The sequence below is a fragment of the Sphingobium sp. C100 genome (assembly GCF_000508185.1).
Taxonomy (GTDB): Bacteria; Pseudomonadota; Alphaproteobacteria; order Sphingomonadales; family Sphingomonadaceae; genus Sphingobium.
The window spans coordinates 41,075-57,684 of the sequence record NZ_AYOY01000013.1 but is presented as its reverse complement, the minus strand read 5'-3'; the positions used below and the strand labels follow the sequence as shown (position 1 = coordinate 57,684).

The following is a 16,610-nucleotide window of genomic DNA, read 5'->3' as shown; positions in this document are numbered from 1 at the left end:
CGTCAGCGGGAGGCCATCGCCAATGCCGCGGTCCTTGGTGTGACGCCCATGAACCGCCGCATCGTACGAGAGAGATGCGCCTGGTCGCTGAACCCCGCATCCGCTGCGGCTGCCACAAGGGGCGCGCCCGCGCCAAGTGATCGCAGGCCCTGCTCGAGCATGAACCATAGCCGCCAGTGTGAGAGCGGTGCGCCCAACTGCTCCGCGGCAAGCGCACGCAACCGCGGTTCAGAGAGTCCGACAGCGCGCGCGATTTCACCTAGATCGGCTATGTCCACTCGTGCGTCCTTCAGGCGCCGCAATGCCTCGCAAAGGCGCGCGTCGATCGGCGGTGTCGGGCAGGCCGCTGCAAGCTCGTAAAGCGTTCCAGCGAGGTCATCGGAGCTGCGCAACTGCTCGGATAGCGCTGCCGGTGGCGACGCCGCGTCCTTACCGTCCCCAAGCCTGGACCAGGCAATACCCAGCGGGCTGAAGGATCGCGCATAGATCACCCTCGCATGCGTCGCGGTGGGACGAACCGCGTGAAGCGCGCCTGCGCGCACCAGCACGGCAGGTCCAGTCAACGAACCTGCGATCGTCTCGACATGGATCGGCTCGGACAGTCCGACGATCATCTGCGCGGCGAGATGGCGATGGGGTCGGGTGTCGCCGCAACGACCCTCGAACCACGCCCATCCGTCGCCCAGGCGGACATGGCCGGTCCACAAATCGCCATAGCTTGGCATCGGAGCTTACTCCCGTCGCGAAACTGAAGATGCAAGCGAAAGGTTCAAGACTCGGGGTGCTGCGATCGCCATGAAGCACATGGAGGCATAACGGTGAATGACAGTCCAACCTTCGTCCCCGCACTCGGGCTGTCTGGCCTGACGGGCGACTATGACCGGGTGATTGCGGTCATGACCCGCGAGCGTCGGTGGCGCAGCGCATTGCTCGAGTCGATTGCACCCGAGGCGGGCGATGTCATCGTCGATGTGGGCGCCGGCACGGGCTCGCAGCTGATCGCGATCAAACAGGCTGTCCCCACGGCACGCGTGATCGGGGTCGATCCGGATCCTGCCGCTCTCGCGCTGGCGCGGCAAAAGGCACAAACGGCCGGCGTAGAAAGCGAGTGGGTTCGAGGTTTCGGCGACCAGGTCGACGTCCTGGTCGGCACGATCGCCAACAAGATCGTGTCGAGCCTCGTGCTGCATCAATGCGACCTGCCGGTGAAATCGGCCATCCTTCGGGCCATGGCACGAACGCTTTGCCCAGGTGGCCTCGTGGCGATTGCCGATTACGGACTTCAGCGTACCTTGTTGATGCGAACGCTGTTTCGTCAGGTGCAGGCGCTCGACGGCTGGGAGCGCACCGGGCTCAACGCAAAGGGCATCCTGCCGGAGCTCATCGCCGACGCCGGCTTCGAAAATGTCGCCGAAGTTCGCGTCGTCCAGACGCCGACCGGCTCGATCTCGCTCTATACCGGGCGCAAGCCGTTCTGACACCGGGCGGCAAGACGAGACCAACACCCACCCGGCGATGGCTTCGGAATCAGCGAAGCGTCGATGCCTGCGATCAACTGTGGTGCGCAAAGACGCGACGCCCTTCGGGGCCAAAGGCGATGACATCGTAAGGCTGGCCCTTCATGCCTGCCATCTCCATGCCCGGCGATCCCATCGGCATCCCCGCAACGGCGAGCCCGGTGACGCCTTTGGGATGCTGGGCCAGCACGCGCTTCATGTCGGAGATCGGAACATGGCCCTCAAAGGTCATCCCGTCGATGGTGGCGGTATGACAAGAAGCCAGGTCTGAGGGCACGCCGGCACGCCTGCTCAAGCCGGCGCGGCCGGCATCGTCGATGATCTGCACCTGCCGGCCGAACTGCGCGCGTACCTGCGCCGCCCATTTCTCACAGCAACCGCAGCCAGGATCGCGGTGAACCACAATCGGGTTCGCCGCCATCGCTGCGACCGGAACGGCAAGTGCCAAAGCGGCGGCGAGGGTACGGATGCTGATCATGGTAGCTCCTTCGATTTCATGCAGGCGCGTTGCCGGTCGAGCCGATAGCACCACTCTTGCGACACTATATTGCGGGCAAGAAGCGCCTTCACCTGGTCAATTTCCTGTCTCTGGGACCGAATAAACTCATTGCACAGCGCAGCTTTATCCCTCTGGGCCAACATACGGCGCCTGGCGACCTTTCTCAGCGCAACCATCTCTGGGACATGCAGAACATGTTCAGATTGTTGTAGAGCTGCCGAGCCTGTCGTCCACGAAGAACATGACAAGATACATGGCCGTGCTGCCGACTATCGTCTGCACCGCGAGGCTCGCATCCACGTTTTCATCATGTTACGTCCCCTTCGTTGACTCCACTGACAACGCTCAAAACCAGGTCCTCACACCAATGACGAAGCTGGTCGCCTTAATGCGTTCACCATCAGCCCTTGCATAGTCGGCAGTTTTGCCCAGTTTTCGATCGTAGGATACGCCAATGTAAGGCGCAAACTGCCGTCGGATCTCATAGCGCAGGCGCAATCCGAACTCGGCGTTGGAGATTCCAGACCCAATCCGTGTCTCAGGCACGTCCTGCGCGGAGAGATTCAGTTCAATTCGGGGCTGCAGAATGATTCGCTGCGTGATGCGCTGGTCATAATAACCCTCAACACGACCGAGAACTTCACCCTTGTTGGAAAGGAATAGAGCCGCTTCGGTTTCAAACCAATAGGGTGCGAGGCCCTCCACCCCGACAGTAGCGTATGTTCGGGACGGATTGGGCTTGAAATCGTATCGAACGCCAGCTTGGAGGTTCCAATACGGATCGATCGCCCGGCTGTAGAGCGCCTGGACCTCGGCGGTCTCCATGAACGATCCGCCAGGACCGCCAAGGACACCCTCGCCCTCGCTCTTCAGCGTCAACCGATTGACGTCCCCGCCATACCAAGCCTCTCCATCCCAGCGGTAGCCGTCACGCCCATTGCGAACCTGATACTCCGCGATATTGAACATGATTTGATAGAAGGCTTGCCCCCCCTGCTCGTGCATCATAGCCATTCGCGACTGTGTCATCGCAGCGGGCGGGAACTGCCGATCGGCGTAGTGGTCCATGGGAGGCTTTGGCGCAGGGGCATTTCCGGCCGGGAGTGCGGTTCCGGTCATTTCCATGCCCGGCATGGCAGCCATATCGTGGCCACCATGATCCCCGGACATATTCATGCCGGGCATGCTGCCAGCCATCGGTGTAGAACCGCTGTTGCCCATATCCATGCCCGGCATCGCGCCATGGTCCATAGTCGGCGCCGTTGCCGCGGCTGCTGGTCCCGGCTGAGGCATCGCCATTCCAGGCATGGTCGAATGATCCATGCCTTCCATATCCTGGCGAGCCGCGGGCTTTGCCGGGGCCACTCTGACCGGCGCGGCCCTTTTAGGAGCCGGCTTCTTTGCCGCAGGCTTTTTGGCAGGCTTGGGGGAAGCCGGTTTTTTCGCGGGCATCGCCATACCGGGCATGCTGGAATGATCCATGCCCTGCATCGACTGGGCTTGCGCGGTTACCGGAATGGCGAGCAACATCGCCGACCCGCCGAGCAGTGTCGTCAAAACGCGCTTCATGCTGCGTCTCCCTTCGGCCGCACACTGACGACGCGCATCATCCCGGCGTGCATGTGGTAGAGAAGATGGCAGTGGAACGCCCAGTCGCCGACCGCATCAGCGGTAAAATCCCATGTGACCTTCCCGCCCGGCTGCACGATGACCGTGTGCTTGCGCGGCGCATGATCGCCATGACCCGTGACCAGTTCAAAAAAGTGGCCGTGGATATGGATCGGATGACCCATCATGCTGTCGTTGATCAGATTGATCCGAACCCTCTCACCCTCGATGAAGGGGATCGGGTCATGCACATCCGACATCTTCTCGCCGTCGAACGACCACATGAACCGCTCCATGTTGCCGGTGAGATGGATATCGAGACTGCGGTCCGGAGCACGCACGTCAGGATTGCGCTCCAGCGCCATGAGATCCTTGTAGACGAGAACCTTGTGGCCGACATTCTCGAGACCCTGACCGGGCTCTCCGGTGCGGTCCATCGGCATAGGCGAGATCGTCTGCACGCCCGGTGACTTTTTGACCTGCGGCGCTTTTGAAAAGTCACGCATGTTCATCGGCCCCATTTCCATGGAGCCCATATCCATGCCCGGCTGCCCCGCCATGGCGCTGTGATCCATGCCGGCCATCGCACCCCCGCCTGCCGCCATGCCCGCCATATTGGAATGATCCATGCCCGCCATGGCGGTCCCGCCAGGAGCCGCGCCCATGGCCATGGCCCCGGCACCAGCCACCGTCAGCTTCGCCGAGGCATTTTTCTCCGCAGTCGGGTCGACGCCCCGCATCGGCGACATGCCGCCTCCGGACATGTCCATGCCTTCCATGCCCGGCATCGATGACATGTCCATGCCCATGTCTTTCATCGTGGCGAGCGGCCGTTCACGCAGCGGCGGCACTTCGGCCGTCATCCCAGCACGCGGCGCGAGCGTGGCCCGCGCCATGCCTGAACGGTCGATGGCCTCACCGACCAGCGTGTAGGCGCGATCATCGGGCGGAGTAACGATCACGTCGTAGGTTTCAGCCACTCCGATCTGGAATTCTTCGACCATCACGGGCCGCACATTCTGGCCGTCAGCCTGCACCACCGTCAGCGGGAGGCCCGGTATCCGCACATTGAAGGTCGTCATCGCCGAGGCGTTGATGAAGCGCAGCCGGACGCGTTCGCCCGGCGTGAACAGAGCGGTCCAATTGTCTCGAGGCCCGTAGCCATTGACGATGTAGGTATAAGCCGAACCCGTCGCGTCGGAAATATCGGTTGGATCCATCCGCATCTTGCCCCAATCGAGGCGATCCTTCAGAGCCTGGTCGCGCTTGGACAGCAGACCGGCAAGCGTCTGGCGCTGGAAGTTGAAATGCCCGGGGTCCACTTTCATCGCCCGAAAGATCGCTTCTGGCGAAATGGCGCTGTGATCGGCCAGCACGATGACATGCTCGCGGTCATATTTCACCGGGTCAACACCGGCAGGGTCGATCACGATCGGACCATAATGCCCCAGCTGCTCCTGAAGGCCCGAATGGCTATGATACCAATAGGTGCCGTTCTGGATGATCGGAAATTCATAGACAAAAGTGGTTTTGGGCCGAATGCCCGGGAAGGATATACCCGGCACGCCATCGAATTGCGGCGGCACCAGCACGCCATGCCAGTGTATCGAGCTATCCTCATCGAGATCGTTGGTCACATGCAGGCGAACAGTCTGTCCCTCGCGCAGCCGGATCAACGGCGCCGGAACTGTGCCGTTGACGCCAATGGCCCGCATTTTCCGACCGTCGATCGTCATCATCTGCTGAGCAATTTTAAGCTCGATGTCATTGCCGGAAACCGTCGGGAGCGGCGTCGCGATGCCGGTTGATACGGGCTGCGCCCATGCCGGCATCCACGCGGACAATGCCAAGCCACCGCCAGCAAGCGAGGCTCCCCGGATTAAATCGCGGCGGGTCAATACCGGGCTCATGTCGTCTCCCTTGTTCAAAATCAGGCGCAAGGCTCAGCGAACGCCTTATGCACCATACTCTCTGAGGCTTACGCACGACCTGGGCGGACCCCTCATCAATCCGCCAATATTTCCGCGAGCCGGCTTCGAGCCCTGTACAGGCGCGTCTCGACAGCCTTGCCACTGATCGCAAGCGCGGCCGCAGTTTCCGCCTGGGTCATTCCCTCTACCGTCCTCAGCAAGAGTACCTCGCGCAACGGAGCCGAAAGCTGTGCGATCGCCGCATTGAGGCGTGCGAGCTCCATCCTTCCCGAGACCGTTTCATGGGCAGAGGGGCTATCGTCCGGGACCGCTTCGCGCTCCTGCTCTGTTGGACCCGCTCCGAAAGTGAACAATCGCCGCACTTTCTGCCGGCGACGCCAATCTCGGCATTTGTTGATCGCGATGCGCGACAGCCAGGCGCGCAGCGGGCGATCGCCATCATATTTCTGCAAATGGCCGAAGGCGGAGACAAAGCAATCCTGCGTCAGATCAAGCGCCTCGTCCGCGTTGACCACGAGACCGCGAACCAGACGGAAAATCGGTGTCTGATGGCGATGCATAATCTCGGCGAACGCCGCCTGGCGACCACCCAAGGTCAACGCCGCGAGTTCACCGTCCGAACACGCCTTGAGATCCAGACTCACCGTACGTCGTCGGTGAGCGCATGAACCACCGCCTGATCGAACGTCCTGGCCTGATCCGGGCGCAGGATCTGGCGCATGGCGAAGATGTGGCCAAGCGTCTCTTTCTGAAGTTCGCCCATTGCCTGGTGTGATTGATCGACAGCGGCTGTTACCCGCGGACCGTTGCCGTGCTCGGCTTCAATGGCATCTGCAAGCCGTGCGTTGTCGGCCCGCAATTCAAGTTCGAGTGCCCGCCGGCGGACAGCAAAACGCTGTTCAAGAAGATCGATCTGGCTCTTTTGACGAGCGTCCAGATCAAGTTTTCCGTGCAACACCTCATGCAGTTCGACACCCGCAGCCACCGGTTGCGGAAAGAAATACCGGCCCAGAAAGACGCCAGCGACCGCCGCGATAAAGGCCACCACTGCGACCAGCAAAAGCAGCTTGGCCTTCATCGCGATCCCACCAACAGCGTCGATGGCGCAAGCGGATTGGACGGCCCAAATGGAGATAATGTCACGGACGCTTCGGCCGGCGTTGCAAGACCATTGCTGGCGACGCCGAGCAATACAGCGCCGAACGCCGCCACCATGCCAAGGGTCAGCTGCTGCGCGGTGGAAACTTGCGGACGCGCCGCAATGCGCCTGAACACAGCCTCCTCCAGACCGGAAAGCCCTGGGTGAACGGCGTCGGTGCGCAAGCGGCTCAAAAGCCCGTCAAGGTCAATGTTCATCGTCTATTCCCATCATTCGATCTCACCCGTTGGCGCCTGACGACGCTACCCAATGCCTGGTCACCCGGCAGCACGCGACGCGATATCTCGCGCTGACCGACGCAAGTACCCATTCAAGGCGCCGTCTTCGCCATACCTGGCATGTCTTTCATCATCGCATCATGATCTTCCGGCGCGCTGGCGACAGCGGCCTGATATTGCGCAGCCGACATCTTCGGTAGCTGACGAACAAAAGCCACCATATCCCAAATCAAATCGTCGCTGTGCGTTTTCCCCCACGCCGGCATGGCCGTGAGCTTGACGCCATGTTTGATCATCCAGAACTGCTCCTTGGCCGACCTTTGTGGCTCCCGGAATAGCTCTGGGGCTCGTGGATACAGGCCCTGGCTGATCTCTGTCTTCTCGAGGCCCGGCCCTAGATGACAGCCACTGCACATCTCCGTGTAGAGCCCCGCGCCGCTCTCTAGGCGCTTTACATCCATCAGATTGCCAGGGACGACGACATTACGTGCGCGCACAGCGACAGAACGATCCCGGAATTGCTCGATCATCCAGTAGATAGGCCGGCTATGCGGCGAGTCGGCGCCGATGTCATATGCACCGACATACACCACCACACCGCCGACCGCAGCGACGGCGAGTGCCGCGATCGCAAGAAAGGGGCCGCTCGGCAAATGCCGCCTTATGCCTGTCATCCGCGGATCTGCCATTGCATCCTCCCCACAAAATCTCGGGCGACCGGTGTGTCCAAGCCGTCCACTTGATCATACGCGCGGGGCGCCTCGACCCCTCATGGCCTATGAAAATCATCCTCGTTCACCGAACTCAGAAGGTCGGGTGCGGCGCTCGCCTAAGAATTGTGGCGGCATCGTTGAGGGGTCACGGGCGGCCGTGCGTAATTCGAATTGTCGGCAGTACCGCCGCGCATGGAGAAATCGATGTTTCGTAAGACAGTTTTTGCGGTTGCGCTGGCCGCCTCTGCAATCGTAGCCACGGCCGCTCAGGCACACCCCAGGCTGGCGACTGCGATGCCCGCCGCCGACGCGGTGGTCACCGCCCCTACAAAAGTTCAGCTCGTTTTTTCCGAGGCGCTCGTTGCTCAATTTTCCGGCATCGACCTGACCATGACCGAAATGCCCGGCATGAAGATGGGGCCGATGAAGATGAATGGCGTCAAGGTTGCCCTCGCCCCCGATGGCAAGACGCTTGTTGCGACCTTCGCCAAGCCGCTGTCTGCCGGGACGTACAAGGTCGACTATCACATCGTGTCCACCGACACGCATCGCGTCCAGGGCAGCTACACGTTCAAGGTCAAGTAAGGGGTGCCAGACACGGTAGCGACCGCCGTCAGGCTGGGGCTATATCTTGATCTCATGCTCCTGTTTGGGCTGCCGATGTTCGGGCTCTACACGCTGCGCGGGGCCGAGCGGCAATCCGGCTCGGTCCTGCGCTTCCGTCCCGTTCTCGCCACCATCGCTCTGGTCGGCATCGGATTGTCGATCCTGGGCGTCATGGTATTGGCCGCATCGATGGGCGGAGTCGCCATCGGCGAGGTCGACCGCGCGACGGTCAGCCTGGTAATCTCGGGCACGACGATCGGCACCGTTTGGCAGCTGCGTATCGCCGCTCTCCTGTTAGTGTTGTATTTCTCGATCGTGGGATGGCAGCGGCCGACCTTCGCATTGGCTTCGCTCTCGATCACGGCCGCCGTGGCACTTTCTACGCTGGCGTGGACCGGCCATGGAGCCGCCGATGAAGGCGCACTTGGCTGGCTCCACCTGGCCGCAGACATCACCCATCTGCTGGCGGCCGGGACCTGGATAGGGGCGCTATGTGGCCTCTGTCTCCTGATCTTCCGGTCCGCTACGCGCATGGCGGCCGAGCATATCCATCTTTCCCACCGGGCATTGGACGGATTTGCAAGAGTTGGCTCGATTGTCGTCGGCCTGCTGATTGTCTCGGGCCTCGTAAATAGTTGGATATTGATTGGGCCATCGAAACTCGGCGCACTTTTCACCACCCTCTATGGCATCCTGCTTCTAGGCAAGTTGCTGCTTTTCGGTGCGATGCTCCTCCTGGCCGCGGCGAACCGCTTTTTTCTGACGCCGGCGCTCGCGGCTGCGTTGGAGCGCGGAGAGGGCGCAGCCGCAGTCGGAGCATTACGCCGGAGCCTCCTGATCGAAAGCAGTTGCGCAATCGCGATCCTCGCGCTGGTCGCGTGGCTTGGGCTGCTTGCGCCACCAGCATCGGGAATGTGAGTGAGAGATTTTTAGGGCAGTGTGCGGGCTATGGCCTTGATCGCCTTCAGCCCTGATCCGAACCGCGAAATTGCCTCCTTGTGCCGCTCCAGCTCGCCATAGGGAAGATAGGCGATCTCGAGATCGGCGACACGGCTGAAGGCGGGGCGCGCCAGTTGCGCCCGCACGTCGGCTTCTCGGGCGTCCGGGGCGACGAGGAACAGCCCAGCGGTTGCGTGTAGTGCGCTCCCGCTCAGGGCCAGGTCGAGCATGCGCACTATGCCGGAATAGATCGAAGTCGAGTGCTCCACCTCGAAAGCCGCCGCAACACGATCACCGCCCTGTTCGAGCCACAACACATCGATCAGGCGGATGGCGTCGCCGCCGGTCGAGGTGGAAATGGAAGCTGGCAAGCTTTCAAGGCACCCCTCCCCAAGGCGTATCCCGTTATGAAGACGGCCGCGATCATTGGCCGCTATCCAGACATCATAGCCAAGCGCCCGACCGATATCGCGGAGCCAGGCTTGAATTTCCGAATGGGTGCGATCGCTTTCGCCCTGCTTCTGAACAGCCTTATTGAGGTTCTGCGCTTCTGCCCGGGCTTGCTCGAGACGAGCTGTCCAGCCGCTAGCGCTTTGATCCTCCTCACCGCGGGGCGGGGCCGGATATCGGCCTGAGCCGATGTCGAACAATAGACCGCCAATGGCGCCAAGATCGTTGGACAGCAGATCCCGGAATTGTTCATTGAGATCGAGAACCTCCGACCGCATTGCCAGGAAATGCGGCCAACTCCCCAGCTTGACCTTTCCGCCCGTGAGCTTGTTGTACCCGTTAACGATCGCCGTGTTGAACGGCGGCACCAGCGTCGGATGCAGAAAATACAGGAGATTGGCGACCGCTGGCCCGAGCCCCTTAATGTTCAGCCGGTCGATCGTATGGATGCCGGAAATAATTTCTTCCGCCGTATCGCAGCACGCGCAGTGATCCAGCAACCGGCCAAAGGCGCGCTGATGCGCCGCGTTCTCATAAATGTCCGGTATCCGCAGCTTTGGCTTCCACAAAAAGGCATGATCTGCCCCCTTGAAGATCTGCCGTTGTTCCGCGACCGAATGAACCACGGTTTCCAGCGACGAGCCGCGATAAGCGACGCCAAATCGTCCCGTCTCGATCTCGGCGACCACCTGGGCCAGACCGCGGCGGATGGAGCGGAAATTCTTGATCCGCTCGTCCCACAAAAACCAGCTCTGATAGGTCGCGTTCGGATCTTCCTTCCATCGCTGAATGAGTTGCCGTGCCAGCAATTCAAAATCCGCCAAACCGTCCCCCTTTGTCGATTACTCGATGAGCTCGAGAGGCTAGCATTGTGGTCGACGGCAGGCCAGATTCCTGATCCCTGCCACGCCATGCGGAAGTCGATTGCCTCGCTGTTCACTGGATGTCGTCTGGAATGTGGATGAGGAGGTCGCGCGTATAATCGACAAGCAATGCTCCCATCGCGGTACCAAAGAGGACCAGGAATAGCAGCAGCGCGAGCAATTTAGGCACGAAGCTGACCGTTTGCTCGTTGATCGACGTCGCGGCTTGAATAATCGAGATGACCAGCCCCACGACACCCATGATGATCAAAGGCGGTCCCGCTACCATGGCCATGACCCAAAGCGCACGTCCCATCGACACAGAAAAAGGACTGTAGGTCTCCATTTATACCTCCCCCTGCACTTGCGCTCGCAAGTGCCAAGGAGCCAACAGTTCCGCCCATCGCGGGACGAACGGCCAAGCGGATGATCGTTGGTTCGATCAGGTCTTCCCTTGGACGCTCGCCCCGCTCCACGCTGCGACCCGTGGGCTCCCGAATGGCCCATCGAGTCTCTCGACGGGCTACTACTGACTTACGCACCGGCGGCGCGCACCCCTCGCCCCGGCCAGCAATTTCTTCAAAACATCGAAGGGCATGCGAGGGAAGATGGGCGAGCGCGCGTAATAGAAATGAGGATCACCGTCGGCGAGGTGCGCATGTACGACTGCATTATCATTGGCGGAGGCCCCGCAGGCCTGACAGCTGCCACCTACCTGGGTCGATTTCTGCGTGCCACGTTGGTTATCGACGCCGGGGCCGGACGTGCCGCCAGCATTCCCACGACGCATAATCTCATCGGCTTCCCGGAAGGGATATCTGGTGAGGAGTTGTTGTCGCGTATGCGTCAGCACGCTGTCGGCTACGGTGCGGAATTGGTCAGTGACGTGGCCCTCGGTATCATGCAGTCCAAGACAGGCTTTGCCGTGGGCATGAGTTCCCGCACCCTCGAGGCGCGGACGGTGTTGCTTGCGCCGGGCGTTGCAAACCACCGACCCAACCTCGCCCAAGCTGCACATGACAGAGGCGTTTCGCGCGGCCTCATCCGCTACTGCCCAATTTGTGATGCGTACGAGGTGCGCGGCAAGCGCGTGGCAGTCCTGGGCTGCTCGGAGCATGGAGCGGCCGAGGCGATCTTCGTGCGGCGCTACAGCGAAACCGTTACCCTGCTCACTGAAGAATCCGTGCAGCTTTCTCTTGCCGACCAAGCTGATCTTGCGGACGGCGGAATTGCGGTCGAACGTGCCGCCATACAAACATTATCGATAAACGATGATGATGTTCTCGTGCGCCTGTCCGATGGCCAATCGCTCAGCTTCGATACGCTCTATGTCGCGCTCGGAAGTTCCGGAAGATCAGAGCTCGCGCGGGTAGCCGGTGCTTCGTTGAGCGCGTCGGGTTGCATCATCGTCGACGACCACCAGCGAACATCGATCAGCGGCCTGTTCGCTGCCGGCGACGTCGTCGAAGGGTTGGACCAGATTGCCGTCGCGGCGGGTCAGGCGGCCAAGGCAGCGACCGCGATCCACAATCTCTTGCTCGAATAATCAGGCTCCAGCGTCTGGCGGACAGAATATTTGAACCGGGGCCTTGACCCTGACACGATGTCAGACCCCAGATTGTTTAGCGTCGACAAGGAGACGAGCCATGACCGATCCTATTTCCGCGAACACATCTGGTGCGCATAACTGTTGCGCTGGAAAGCACCGCGAGCCGCAAGGTCCGACGACAGCGAAGGATCCTGTCTGCGGCATGATGGTCGATCCCGGCGCGACCGCGCACCATGCCTCACACGGCGACCAGGAGTTTCACTTCTGCAGTGCCGGATGTCGGGCGAAGTTCGTCGCCGAGCCGGAACGATATCTGTCGAGCGGGGGCGACACGCCCACGGCCGCAGAACCTGGCACGATTTGGACTTGTCCGATGCACCCGGAGATCCGAAAAGATCGTGCCGGTCCTTGCCCGATCTGCGGCATGGCACTCGAGCCCGAGCTCATAACGGCGGAATCAGGCCCGAGCCCTGAACTCGTCGATATGTCACGGCGCTTCTGGATCGCCCTGGCGCTGACGGTGCCCATATTCCTACTCGAAATGGGCGGACACCTTTTCCCCGCGCTTCATCAACTCGTCCCCGAGCGAATATCAGGGTGGGTTCAGCTCGCTTTGGCGACCCCCGTCGTGCTTTGGGCCGGTTGGCCGTTTTTCGAGCGCGGTTGGGCGTCCATTCGGACGCGAAACCTGAACATGTTCACGCTGATCGCGATGGGAACCGGTGTCGCCTGGGCCTATAGCGTGGTGGCCACGCTTGCCCCCGGAATATTCCCGGCGGCATTCCGCATGATGGATGGCACGGTCGCCATCTATTTCGAGGCCGCCGCGGTCATCACCGTCCTCGTGCTCCTTGGGCAGGTTCTCGAGCTGCGCGCGCGAGAGCGGACATCGGGCGCGATCAAGGCCCTGCTCAATCTGGCACCCAAGACTGCCCGCCGGATCCTGCCGGATGGTCACGACGAGGAAGTCGCGATTGACCTGATCGTGGTCGGCGACAGGTTGCGCGTCCGCCCCGGCGAAAAGGTGCCTGTGGATGCGATTGTCGAGGACGGCCGCTCTTCGATCGACGAGTCCATGGTGACTGGCGAGTCGATGCCGGTGACGAAGACGGTCGATGCCCATGTAGTGGCGGGCACGATAAACCAAACAGGATCGCTCGTCATACGCGCGGACAAGGTTGGCCGGGATACGATGCTGGCGCGGATCGTCCAGATGGTGGCAGATGCGCAGCGTTCGCGCGCGCCGATCCAGCGCATGGCCGACAAGGTTGCGGGCTGGTTCGTGCCGGCAGTGCTTGCCGTCGCACTGCTCTCCTTTGCGATCTGGGGAATATGGGGTCCAGAACCGCGACTGGCGCATGGCCTCGTGGCCGCGGTCGCGGTGCTGATCATCGCTTGTCCCTGCGCGCTGGGTCTCGCGACGCCGATGTCGATCATGGTCGGGATCGGACGGGGGGCCGGCCTCGGTGTCCTGATCAAGAATGCCGAGGCGCTGGAGCGCATGGAAAAGGTCGACACGATCGTCGTCGACAAAACCGGCACGCTGACAGAAGGGCGCCCATCGGTCACGAATATCGTGGCGATGGACGGCTTTTCGGAGCACGATCTTCTTCGCCTGGCGGCGGGCGTCGAGCGGGCGTCGGAGCATCCGCTGGCGCTCGCGATCGTCGCGGCCGCGAAGGATCGTGACATCGACGTTCCCGAGGTTTCCGACTTTGACTCGCCTACCGGAAAGGGCGCGGTCGGGACCGTGGACGGCAAGCGGATCTTTCTGGGCGGCGCCGTTTATCTCAAAGAGAATGGCATCGATGTGTCAGCCGCGGCTGCACGCGCCAATGAGCTGCGGGCGGACGGAGCGACGGCGATTTTCGCGGCCGTTGATGGCCGGGTCGCCGGAATTCTCGCCATTGCGGACTCGATCAAGGCAACCACAGCGGAGGCGCTGGCCGCCTTGCGAAAAGAGGGCGTGAGCGTCGTCATGTTGACGGGCGACAACCGGACAACCGCCGAGGCGGTGGCCCGGAAACTAGGCATCGATGCGGTTGAAGCCGAGGTGCTGCCCGATCAGAAGAGCGCTGTCGTCCTGCGGCTGCAGCGCGAAGGCCATGTCGTTGCCATGGCTGGCGATGGGGTGAACGACGCGCCCGCTCTCGCGGCGGCGGACGTCGGCATCGCCATGGGTTCGGGCACCGATGTCGCCATCGAAAGCGCCGGGATCACACTGCTCAAGGGTGATCTCAACGGCATCGTGCGGGCGCGGCGCCTGAGCGAGGCAACGATGGCCAACATACGCCAGAACCTGTTCTTCGCCTTCATCTACAATGCCGCTGGCGTCCCCATCGCCGCCGGGCTGCTCTATCCGGTGTTCGGCATCCTTCTGTCGCCTGTCATCGCCGCTGCGGCGATGGCCCTGTCATCCGTCAGCGTCGTCACCAACGCGCTGCGTCTCAATCGGGTGACGCTGTGAACATCGGCGCGGCCTCCGATGCGAGCGCTGTGTCGCAGCGCATGATCCGCCATTATGAGAAGATCGGGCTTATCCCGTCGCCGCCGCGACGTGACAGCGGGTATCGCGACTATTCGCAAGCCGACGTGCACCTCCTGCGTTTCATCGCCAACGCCCGCGATCTCGGCTTTCCCATTGGGGAAATCCGCGTGCTGCTTGATCTCTGGTCCGACCGCGAGCGCGCGAGCGCGGAGGTCAAGGCTCTGGCGGAATCGCGCGCGGGAGACCTGGGTCGGAAGGCGGATGCACTCAATGCCATGCGCGAAGCACTGCTCGACCTTGCGAATGCCTGCCATGGGGACGAGCGGCCCGAATGCCCTATACTCACGCGTCTGGCGTCCTGAGCCTATCTGGCGGCTCGGCCTTGTCCTCGATGACGCACCTCAGGTCGCTCCCCATTTGAGTGTCGTAAGCACTGTCGAAGCTGTCGGTACGCAACGGTACATCGCGTTGACCTGTGGCTCGTGGGTGTGTGGCTGAAGCACGTCATCGGCACGATGCGCGCGCTGGCCCCCCACGGGCAGAGTGTCACGCCCGAAAAGATGGCCGCTCCCATGCTCAGCAGGTTCCGGGTCCGATGGCCGACATGGCAGCAGAGCCGGGCGCGGGCGCGGGCGCGGGCCAGATCTCGACGATGACGGTTGACGCCGCTTGCGCTCGCCGGCGGAATTATGGTGGCGACATCGCTTGGTCTGGAACCGGCAAGCGCCGCTGGAATTTTTATGCAAGGGGTTATCGCGCAAAGCGCGTATCTTCTAGTGGGGGGACTCAGACGGAGATGGATCGATGCATCAGATGAACCCCGACATGCAGGCCTGCATGGACGCCTGCCACGAGTGTCATGTGACCTGCCTGCACATGGCAATGAACCATTGCCTTGAAATGGGCGGCCAGCATGCCGCACCTGAGCATATCAAGATCATGCTCGACTGTGCGAGGATTTGCGAAGTCGCAATCGACTTCATGGCGCGCAAGTCGTCGCACCATCAGCATATCTGTCGCGAGTGCGCCGAGGTCTGCCGAGCGTGCGCCGCGAGCTGCGAATCCCTGGACGGCATGGAGGATTGCGTGGCCGCGTGCCGCAAGTGCGCCGACGCCTGCGAAAAGATGGCCGCCTAAACTTCTTCGCGCGGGGTATGCTCGCGTTCGTGCCCAGGCTCCAGGGAACGATGCGCGAGCAGTACAAGGGCTTGTGGCGAGTGTGCCGGCCGATCACGACGAGATGATGAAAGACATGCCGGCATGAAGTGATGCCAGCAGCGACTATGGAGGGGCGGTTCTGAAAAGCGCGAAACTAAGGCTGCACCTCCTCGCGAGCCGCACCCACAAATGGTTGCACTTATCATCGGTGCGCAGCTCCTCCTCTGGTTCACGAGCGGCGCGTTGATGAGCTTCTTGCCCATCGACCGCGTGCATGGCGATCACTTGGTGGAGCGCAACGCCACCACGGCCCTGCCCAGCCACCTCGCGCTCGCATCGCCATCGGCGATCACCGCCGCCACTGCCGCGCCCGTCGACCGTCACCTATCGCATGTGGCTTGGCCGAGCTGTCGCCGAAGTCGTGACGGCTGACGGCACTCGCCTGGTAGACGCGAGGACTGGCACAGCGCTGCCTGATAGTTAGTTTGGGATCTTGTCCGCGGACCTCATCAGGGCCAGCAGTCGAATTCTAGGCTGCACAAAAGGCCGAACAGAAGACTGCAACTGACCGTTGCCATAAGTTCGTTGAGCACTCGCAAAGGGGAGCCATCCACAGAAGAGATGACACTCTCGGGCCTCGGCGGCGGTCGCGGTGTTCAGTCTTCCCACAGGGGGACCAGGCTATGTCGGCGCTGGCGATGACCGATATCGACCAAACCAAGTCGGTCCCCGAAGCGCCCCGGGTTTTCAGGAGGCTCCCACTTGTGACAAGGAGCCGTTATGAGCAAGACGACGAACAAATTTTCACCCGAAGTACGGGAACGCGCGGTCCTTATGGTCGCGGAGCAGCGGGCTGAGTACGGCTCGGAATGGGAAGTGATGAAGTCGATCGCGGCGAAGATCGGCTGCTCG

General features: G+C 61.8%; 18 protein-coding genes and 1 pseudogene. 9 read left to right on the top strand and 10 right to left on the bottom strand.

The features are described 5' to 3' along the window. Positions 1-2: 2 nt before the first annotated feature. Positions 3-725, bottom strand: a complete 723-nt coding sequence (locus tag C100_RS27235; RefSeq protein WP_024018176.1) for an AraC family transcriptional regulator — start codon at positions 723-725, stop codon at positions 3-5. Positions 726-818: 93 nt separating this feature from the next. Between C100_RS27235 and C100_RS27230 the strand changes: the two genes are divergently transcribed. Next, the gene (locus C100_RS27230; protein WP_024018175.1) at positions 819-1,478 is read left to right on the top strand and encodes a class I SAM-dependent methyltransferase; all 660 of its coding nucleotides are present in this window, start codon (positions 819-821) and stop codon (positions 1,476-1,478) included. A 73-nt stretch (positions 1,479-1,551) separates the two neighbouring features. Here C100_RS27230 and C100_RS27225 read toward each other — a convergent pair whose 3' ends face one another. The 7 genes from C100_RS27225 to C100_RS27190 all read right to left on the bottom strand — a co-directional run bounded on the left by C100_RS27225 (position 1,552) and on the right by C100_RS27190 (position 7,621). Further along, positions 1,552-1,995: a DUF411 domain-containing protein gene (locus C100_RS27225; protein ID WP_024018174.1), complete on the bottom strand. Its 444-nt coding sequence runs from the start codon at positions 1,993-1,995 to the stop codon at positions 1,552-1,554. 366 nt (positions 1,996-2,361) lie between these two features. Continuing rightward, entirely contained in the window at positions 2,362-3,585 is a 1,224-nt protein-coding gene (locus C100_RS27215; RefSeq protein WP_031308582.1) for a copper resistance protein B, read from the bottom strand. Further along, positions 3,582-5,534 carry a copper resistance system multicopper oxidase gene (locus C100_RS27210; RefSeq protein WP_024018170.1) on the bottom strand — a complete coding sequence of 651 codons (1,953 nt, stop codon included), beginning with the start codon at positions 5,532-5,534 and terminating at the stop codon, positions 3,582-3,584. The genes C100_RS27215 and C100_RS27210 overlap by 4 nt, the downstream gene beginning before the upstream one ends. A 95-nt stretch (positions 5,535-5,629) precedes the next feature. Then, positions 5,630-6,199, bottom strand: coding sequence for an RNA polymerase sigma factor (locus C100_RS27205; protein WP_024018169.1), 570 nt, complete (start codon positions 6,197-6,199; stop codon positions 5,630-5,632). Continuing rightward, positions 6,196-6,633 (bottom strand): periplasmic heavy metal sensor, encoded by a 438-nt coding sequence (locus C100_RS27200; RefSeq protein ID WP_024018168.1) that lies wholly within the window; start codon positions 6,631-6,633, stop codon positions 6,196-6,198. Before C100_RS27200 ends, C100_RS27205 begins: the two co-directional genes overlap by 4 nt. Then, the gene (locus C100_RS27195; protein WP_024018167.1) at positions 6,630-6,911 is read right to left on the bottom strand and encodes a hypothetical protein; all 282 of its coding nucleotides are present in this window, start codon (positions 6,909-6,911) and stop codon (positions 6,630-6,632) included. Before C100_RS27195 ends, C100_RS27200 begins: the two co-directional genes overlap by 4 nt. 113 nt (positions 6,912-7,024) lie before the next feature. Continuing rightward, positions 7,025-7,621 carry a c-type cytochrome gene (locus C100_RS27190; RefSeq protein ID WP_031308581.1) on the bottom strand — a complete coding sequence of 199 codons (597 nt, stop codon included), beginning with the start codon at positions 7,619-7,621 and terminating at the stop codon, positions 7,025-7,027. Positions 7,622-7,837: 216 nt separating this feature from the next. On the opposite strand from C100_RS27190, the gene copC reads away from it, so the two are divergent. Beyond that, complete coding sequence (copC, locus tag C100_RS27185) at positions 7,838-8,230, top strand: copper homeostasis periplasmic binding protein CopC (protein WP_024018165.1); 393 nt, start codon at positions 7,838-7,840, stop codon at positions 8,228-8,230. Positions 8,231-8,233: 3 nt separating this feature from the next. Next, complete coding sequence (gene copD / locus C100_RS27180; protein ID WP_031308578.1) at positions 8,234-9,169, top strand: copper homeostasis membrane protein CopD; 936 nt, start codon at positions 8,234-8,236, stop codon at positions 9,167-9,169. An 11-nt stretch (positions 9,170-9,180) separates the two neighbouring features. On the opposite strand, the gene C100_RS27175 is transcribed toward copD, so the two are convergent. Next, on the bottom strand, positions 9,181-10,464 hold the full coding sequence (locus C100_RS27175) for a hypothetical protein (protein WP_024018163.1): 1,284 nt from the start codon (positions 10,462-10,464) through the stop codon (positions 9,181-9,183). Between the two features lie 112 nt (positions 10,465-10,576). Further along, entirely contained in the window at positions 10,577-10,849 is a 273-nt protein-coding gene (locus C100_RS27170) for a flagellar biosynthetic protein FliQ (protein WP_024018162.1), read from the bottom strand. A 285-nt stretch (positions 10,850-11,134) separates the two neighbouring features. On the opposite strand from C100_RS27170, the gene C100_RS27165 reads away from it, so the two are divergent. From C100_RS27165 to C100_RS48110, 6 genes and pseudogenes are all read left to right on the top strand, one after another. Then, entirely contained in the window at positions 11,135-12,049 is a 915-nt protein-coding gene (locus tag C100_RS27165; RefSeq protein WP_024018161.1) for an NAD(P)/FAD-dependent oxidoreductase, read from the top strand. Positions 12,050-12,149: 100 nt separating this feature from the next. Next, positions 12,150-14,519, top strand: coding sequence for a heavy metal translocating P-type ATPase (locus C100_RS27160; protein ID WP_037529499.1), 2,370 nt, complete (start codon positions 12,150-12,152; stop codon positions 14,517-14,519). Continuing rightward, entirely contained in the window at positions 14,516-14,902 is a 387-nt protein-coding gene (gene cueR / locus C100_RS27155) for a Cu(I)-responsive transcriptional regulator (RefSeq protein ID WP_024018159.1), read from the top strand. The genes C100_RS27160 and cueR overlap by 4 nt, the downstream gene beginning before the upstream one ends. 451 nt (positions 14,903-15,353) lie before the next feature. Continuing rightward, positions 15,354-15,677: a four-helix bundle copper-binding protein gene (locus C100_RS27150; protein WP_235218991.1), complete on the top strand. Its 324-nt coding sequence runs from the start codon at positions 15,354-15,356 to the stop codon at positions 15,675-15,677. A gap of 210 nt (positions 15,678-15,887) precedes the next feature. Further along, positions 15,888-16,130: a hypothetical protein gene (locus tag C100_RS27145; RefSeq protein ID WP_024018157.1), complete on the top strand. Its 243-nt coding sequence runs from the start codon at positions 15,888-15,890 to the stop codon at positions 16,128-16,130. Between the two features lie 348 nt (positions 16,131-16,478). After that, positions 16,479-16,610: pseudogene (locus C100_RS48110) on the top strand (IS3 family transposase); the annotation flags it as partial.

What these genes read in the sequence shown, in the direction of transcription:
- C100_RS27200 (WP_024018168.1), bottom strand. Translation starts at nt 6,633, where the DNA reads ATGAAGGCCAAGCTGCTTTTGCTGGTCGCAGTGGTGGCCTTTATCGCG.
- C100_RS27145 (WP_024018157.1), top strand. Translation starts at nt 15,888, where the DNA reads ATGGTTGCACTTATCATCGGTGCGCAGCTCCTCCTCTGGTTCACGAGC.
- C100_RS27225 (WP_024018174.1), bottom strand. Translation starts at nt 1,995, where the DNA reads ATGATCAGCATCCGTACCCTCGCCGCCGCTTTGGCACTTGCCGTTCCG.
- C100_RS27210 (WP_024018170.1), bottom strand. Translation starts at nt 5,534, where the DNA reads ATGAGCCCGGTATTGACCCGCCGCGATTTAATCCGGGGAGCCTCGCTT.
- C100_RS27165 (WP_024018161.1), top strand. Translation starts at nt 11,135, where the DNA reads ATGAGGATCACCGTCGGCGAGGTGCGCATGTACGACTGCATTATCATT.
- C100_RS27190 (WP_031308581.1), bottom strand. Translation starts at nt 7,621, where the DNA reads ATGGCAGATCCGCGGATGACAGGCATAAGGCGGCATTTGCCGAGCGGC.
- copC (WP_024018165.1), top strand. Translation starts at nt 7,838, where the DNA reads ATGGAGAAATCGATGTTTCGTAAGACAGTTTTTGCGGTTGCGCTGGCC.
- C100_RS27170 (WP_024018162.1), bottom strand. Translation starts at nt 10,849, where the DNA reads ATGGAGACCTACAGTCCTTTTTCTGTGTCGATGGGACGTGCGCTTTGG.
- C100_RS27215 (WP_031308582.1), bottom strand. Translation starts at nt 3,585, where the DNA reads ATGAAGCGCGTTTTGACGACACTGCTCGGCGGGTCGGCGATGTTGCTC.
- C100_RS27160 (WP_037529499.1), top strand. Translation starts at nt 12,150, where the DNA reads ATGACCGATCCTATTTCCGCGAACACATCTGGTGCGCATAACTGTTGC.
- C100_RS27150 (WP_235218991.1), top strand. Translation starts at nt 15,354, where the DNA reads ATGAACCCCGACATGCAGGCCTGCATGGACGCCTGCCACGAGTGTCAT.
- C100_RS27195 (WP_024018167.1), bottom strand. Translation starts at nt 6,911, where the DNA reads ATGAACATTGACCTTGACGGGCTTTTGAGCCGCTTGCGCACCGACGCC.
- C100_RS27235 (WP_024018176.1), bottom strand. Translation starts at nt 725, where the DNA reads ATGCCAAGCTATGGCGATTTGTGGACCGGCCATGTCCGCCTGGGCGAC.